The following is a 4,675-nucleotide window of genomic DNA, read 5'->3' as shown; positions in this document are numbered from 1 at the left end:
GACGAACCGGCGACGTAGAAGGCGGCGGCACTCGAAGCGACGAGCACCCAGCCGGCGGCGATACGGACGCCGTGGAGGGCGCCGATCCGGGCCGCGGCCAGCAGGCCGGAGCCGGCGGTGAGCAGTATGAGCACCAGGAACAGGCCGATGTTCTGGGCGAGCGCGCCCAGCGCGCCGAACAGGGTGATCACACCGAGCGCGATGAACCAGAAGCCCATGGCCTGACTGGCGAGCAACTGCGGTGGCAGCGCGCCGGAGGCGGCCAGCAGGGTCAGCAGGCCCCAGCTGAGCCAGAAGCTCCCCAGATGCCGTGCATCGCCGTCGCGAGGCCGTCACGAGCGCGGTACGCCCACATGCCGGCCAGGAACTGGGCGAACGGTGCCAGGACGACCGGGGAGGTGAGCGAGTTGTCCCACCACTCGGCCAGGTTGGAGGCGACCGTGAAGGTTGCCGCGCCGAAACCGAACAGACCCAGGATCGACGGCGCCGCCACGGGCGTGAGGACCAGTCGGCTACGAGCCCGCCATGCCTCGTAGCTGTCGGGGTCTTCCATGCCCTGCGGTGTGGGGGGCTGAGCTTGGGAGGACATCGGAACTCCTTCCGGCAGGGAGGGCCAAGCCACGATGGCACTCCGTTGCCCGCTGGGAGTCACCTGGTCCGTGATGCCTGAAACGTCCCCGTATCACCCGGGCGAGCGTCGCACCGGCGGGGGCAGGTGAGGGCCGCTTCGGCCGCGGAATCGCGGGCGCCGATCGGCGCGCACCGCCGTGGAACGGTGCCGGCCACACCGCATCGCGGCGGGCGAGATCTCCGATCAACATCGAAGCGGGCGTTTTACCTCTGTGACTTATGCCTACACAAGGTCCATGACCCGCAAACCTCATCCGCCGTCGAGCGGCCCGGCCTGCCGGATCGCACGGGCGCACCGGGTGGTGGCGGAGCCCCGGCTCGGCGCAGGTCCGGAAGCCGTGGCCGTCGACGCCCCGGCACGCCGCGCCTATGTGGCCTGTTCCCGTGACAACGCGGTCGTCGCCCTGGATGTGGACCGTTGCGCCCCGGTGTGGCGTGCCGACGTGGGCAGGGAACCGATCCCGCTCGTGCTGGACCGGGTGAGCGGACGCCTGTTCACGGCCGATGCCCGTTCGGACACGGTCACCGTCCTCGACGCCGACACCGGCGCGCGGGTCGCACAGCTCCCGGTCGGCCAGGACGCCTACCCGGCGGGGCTCGGACACGACCCGGCGCGGCGGCGGATCTTCTGCGGCAACACCGGGGCGGGCACGATCACCGCCATCGACGCCGATCGCCTCGAAGTGATCGGCACGATTCCCGCCGAGCTCGGCGCGGGCAGCATCGCCGTGGACGGCGAGCGGGGCCGCGGGTACTGCGCGAACTTCATGGCCGGATCGCTGACCGTGTTCGACACGGAGACCCTGCGCCCCTTGCGGCTGATGGCCGTCGGCGAGGGACCGTGCAAGGTCGTCGCCAACCCCACGGCCGATCACTTGTACGTGGCCGGGTCCCTGCACAGCACCGTGTTGCGTCTCTCCCTCGCGACCGGGCGTCCGCTGGACGAACTGCGGGTCGAGCGGGCCCCGGTCGGCATGTGCGTCTCCCCGGACGGCGGCCGGTTGTACGTCTGCAACAGGGGAGCCGGGACCGTCAGCGCCCTGGACGCCTCCAGCGGGGCGGAGACGCACCGGATCATCGTCGGTCACGGGCCCGGTGACTGCCAGATCGACCCGGCGTCCGGGCGGCTGCTGGTCTCCAACGCGGGAAGCGGCACGCTGACCGTGGTGGACGAGCCCTGGCTGCCCGGGCCGGTACGTCCCGAGAGGCATCCGGCGGTCGGCCGCAGGATCCCGGACTTCGCTCTGCCCGACGCCCGGACCGGTCGGGTGCGCACCACGCGGGAGTGGGCGGAGAAGAGGTACGTGATCAACTTCTTCGCGAGCTGGTGAGGCCCGTGCAACGCGGAGGCGCCGGTTCTCGAGGAACTGCGCCGCCGTACCGCCCGGTCCGGGCTGGACATCATCCTGATCAACGTGTGGGAAACACGCCACGCGCGCGACGAGGCGCTCACCTTCGCCGAGGTGTGGAACGTGGAGGGCCCGATCCTGCTCGACGAGACCGGCGACTACGCCGCCGCGCTCGGCATCACCGGCGTCCCCACGAACGTACTGGTCGACGCGCGGGGAATCGTCCTCGCGGTCGGTGCCGTGACTCCGGCCGACCTGGATCGGTCCGTCGCCGAACTGCTGGCGGACCCCCCGTCATGAGGCGTCGTCAGGCCGTTTCCCGCTCCGGTTCCCCGGCGGGTCCTCGAACCGCACCCGGATCTTCTGGAAGCCCTTGAACGCCTCGGTGGCGGCGTACGACCGGTAGGCGCGACGGTCCCCCGCGCTGAGCACCACATGGTCCGTGAAGGGCGTCAGCAGGCTTCGCGGCCACAGCCTCAGGAGCCGTACGGATCCGACCTCGGCCGCGGTGAGGAAGATGAGTGCCCCCACGTACAGCCAGGCGATCAGCCCGAGGACGATGCCGAACAGGCCGTAGGTGGCCGTGGCCCCGCGCAGGACGTGGCTGACGTAGTAGGTGCCCACCCACTGAAGCCCCTGCCAGGCGCAGGCAGCGCCCAGCGAGACGCCGACGAGCCCGCGCCAGTGGAGGTGCCGATGAGTCAGCAGACGGTAACTCACAAGCAGCAAAGCGGTGTTGAGACAAATGGAAGCCACCGTGGCGGCGATCCAGGTCCCGCCCCGCAGCCGCGAGCCGAACACGTACGTCTGTGAGGACGCCACCGACAGCAGGGTGAACGCGCACAGCCCGAGTGCCAGGATCACCAGGAACAGCAGTCCTTTGAGCCGTGAACGGAACGGGTCCGCCCGGGCGTGCCGCGGGACCGCCCAGATCTTGTTGAGGGCGTACTGAGCGGCCTGGGCCACACCGAGTGAGCCGTAGAGACTGCCCGCGATGCCCACGGCGAGCGCGGCTCCGCTGCCGTGGAAGGAGTGGATGTTGCCGACGATCTGGTCACCGATGACGGGGAACTTGCTCAGCGCCGAGTCCAGGACGCGCTGGCGCAGCGTGGGATCGTCGCTGAGGAAGGTGCTCAGGACGGCGACGAGGATGAGGAGCAGCGGGAACAGGGAGAGGAAGCCGTAGTAGGTGAGGACGGCCGCGAGGTACATGGCCTGGTCGTCGTAGAACTTGTACACGACGGCGAGCGGCAGGCCCACCCAGCGGTGGCGCCTCTGATAGCTGTCGAAGCGCTCGTGGAGCGTCACGGCACACGCCTGCGCCGGATGGCCGCCGTGGGTGCGGTGACGGCAGCGGAGCGCCGGGGCCGGGCGGGGATCATGGTTCCTCCCGGGAGGCGAGACGTTCGTTGTGCCAGGCGATGGCGCGCCTGATCTCCGGCGCGTGCAGACCGGTCCGGCAGCCGAGCTCCACGAGGGTGAGGACGGGCGGGCCGCTGGTCAGCGCGCGAGTGATCTTCGTCGCCCAGAGCTCCTCGGCGATGAACGGGCGGCGCCGGTAGATCTCCCGCAGGACCTCGAAGTGGGCCTGTCCGCACGCCGTGATGAGCCGGAGACCGTCGAACCAGCCGGCGCGGGGGCCGGCGGAGGACGAGTCGGGCACGTATCCGCACACCGCCTCGCTCTCCGCGAAGGTGGCACCGCACAGGTCGCACAGCTCCAGACGGAGCTGCTCCGGCTCCCGCCCGGTTCTCTTCTTGTTCCGCTTCCATGCCCTCATCGTGTCTCGCCACCGCTTGCGCTCGGGGCGGGCTCGGCGGATCCGCCGCGAACCGGGAGCTCTCGCCAGTTCCTGTGTGATCGTGGAGTGCCAGCCGTGGATGCCGTCGCGCCTGGCTTCCGGGTACAGCGGGTCGCGGGTGGCAGCCGGGAGTAACCGGCCGGTCGCGAGCTGGGCGGCGCGCCGCGTACGGTGTCCGGAGTCTCCCTTCGCTCCGGCCCTGAAACGGGCAGGCACGATCTTCACCCGAGCGGCGGGCGGCGCCGCCTTCGCGGGCCGCCGAAGAAGGCCGGAGGACCGGTCGCCGGCGCCGGCCCGTATCCGTCGCTTCGGACCCAGCCCTACCGGCCACGCGTTCGAGTCGGATCGCGGGGCTGATGTGGTGTTTCAGGAGACTCACCTTCCGCTTCCGCTGAGAGTGCCGTCTGGATGCCGTACCGGAGTGCCCTCGGCGACGGCCGGCATGCGACCCGGCAGCGCCGGGACGGAAGCCGCGGCGGCGCCTCAGCGTGGTGCGGACATGTGCTGGGTGCCGATGACCGACAGCAGCCGCAGGGCCTCCTCGGACGGCGAGCCGGGCACGGCGGTGTAGATCACGACCTGCTGGTCCCGGTCGGTCAGGTCGAGGGCGTCGCAGTTGACGGTGACCGGCCCGACGAGCGGATGCCGGAAGGTCTTGCGGAGGGTGGGTTCGGTGTCCACGTCGTGGGACGCCCAGAGCCGGGAGAACTCCTCGCTGCCGGAACGGAGTTCGCGGACGAGCGCGGTCACCTCGGGGTCGTCGGGGTAGCGGGCGGCGGGCTGACCGAGACCGGCATCACCTTCGACCTGGCCCTGTGCTCCACCGCGACCCGGACCCGCGAGACCTGGAAGCTCGCCGTCCACGAACTGGCGGTACGGCCCACCCCCGTTGCCC

The 4,675-nt window shown here is 70.9% G+C and carries 6 protein-coding genes and 1 pseudogene; 2 read left to right on the top strand and 5 right to left on the bottom strand.

What is annotated here, in order from left to right:
* Both ACWEN3_RS41820 and ACWEN3_RS41815 read right to left on the bottom strand, forming a co-directional pair.
* Positions 1-248, bottom strand: a 248-nt coding sequence (locus tag ACWEN3_RS41820) for a hypothetical protein (protein ID WP_452982581.1), incomplete at its 3' end; no start/stop codon positions are given.
* A 23-nt stretch (positions 249-271) separates the two neighbouring features.
* The gene (locus tag ACWEN3_RS41815) at positions 272-589 is read right to left on the bottom strand and encodes a hypothetical protein (protein ID WP_452982578.1); all 318 of its coding nucleotides are present in this window, start codon (positions 587-589) and stop codon (positions 272-274) included.
* A gap of 277 nt (positions 590-866) precedes the next feature.
* Here ACWEN3_RS41815 and ACWEN3_RS41810 point away from each other — a divergent pair, with 277 nt between their 5' ends.
* Both ACWEN3_RS41810 and ACWEN3_RS41805 read left to right on the top strand, forming a co-directional pair.
* A complete protein-coding gene (locus tag ACWEN3_RS41810) occupies positions 867-1,961 on the top strand; it encodes a YVTN family beta-propeller repeat protein (protein WP_452982576.1) in 1,095 nt (364 codons plus the stop codon).
* A gap of 12 nt (positions 1,962-1,973) precedes the next feature.
* A pseudogene (locus ACWEN3_RS41805) lies at positions 1,974-2,279 on the top strand (TlpA family protein disulfide reductase); the annotation flags it as partial.
* Here ACWEN3_RS41805 and ACWEN3_RS41800 read toward each other — a convergent pair.
* The 3 genes from ACWEN3_RS41800 to ACWEN3_RS41790 all read right to left on the bottom strand — a co-directional run.
* A complete protein-coding gene (locus tag ACWEN3_RS41800) occupies positions 2,274-3,287 on the bottom strand; it encodes a YihY/virulence factor BrkB family protein (RefSeq protein ID WP_452982573.1) in 1,014 nt (337 codons plus the stop codon). The pseudogene ACWEN3_RS41805 and the gene ACWEN3_RS41800 sit on opposite strands and share 6 nt — an antisense overlap.
* A gap of 70 nt (positions 3,288-3,357) precedes the next feature.
* A complete protein-coding gene (locus tag ACWEN3_RS41795; protein WP_452982570.1) occupies positions 3,358-3,759 on the bottom strand; it encodes a hypothetical protein in 402 nt (133 codons plus the stop codon).
* 504 nt (positions 3,760-4,263) lie between these two features.
* On the bottom strand, positions 4,264-4,675 hold a 412-nt coding region (locus tag ACWEN3_RS41790; protein WP_452982567.1), incomplete at its 5' end, for an MmyB family transcriptional regulator.

This window comes from Streptomyces sp. NPDC004561 (assembly GCF_053602155.1).
Note: the sequence above shows the minus strand (reverse complement) of the source record. Positions and strands in the feature narration are given on the sequence as shown.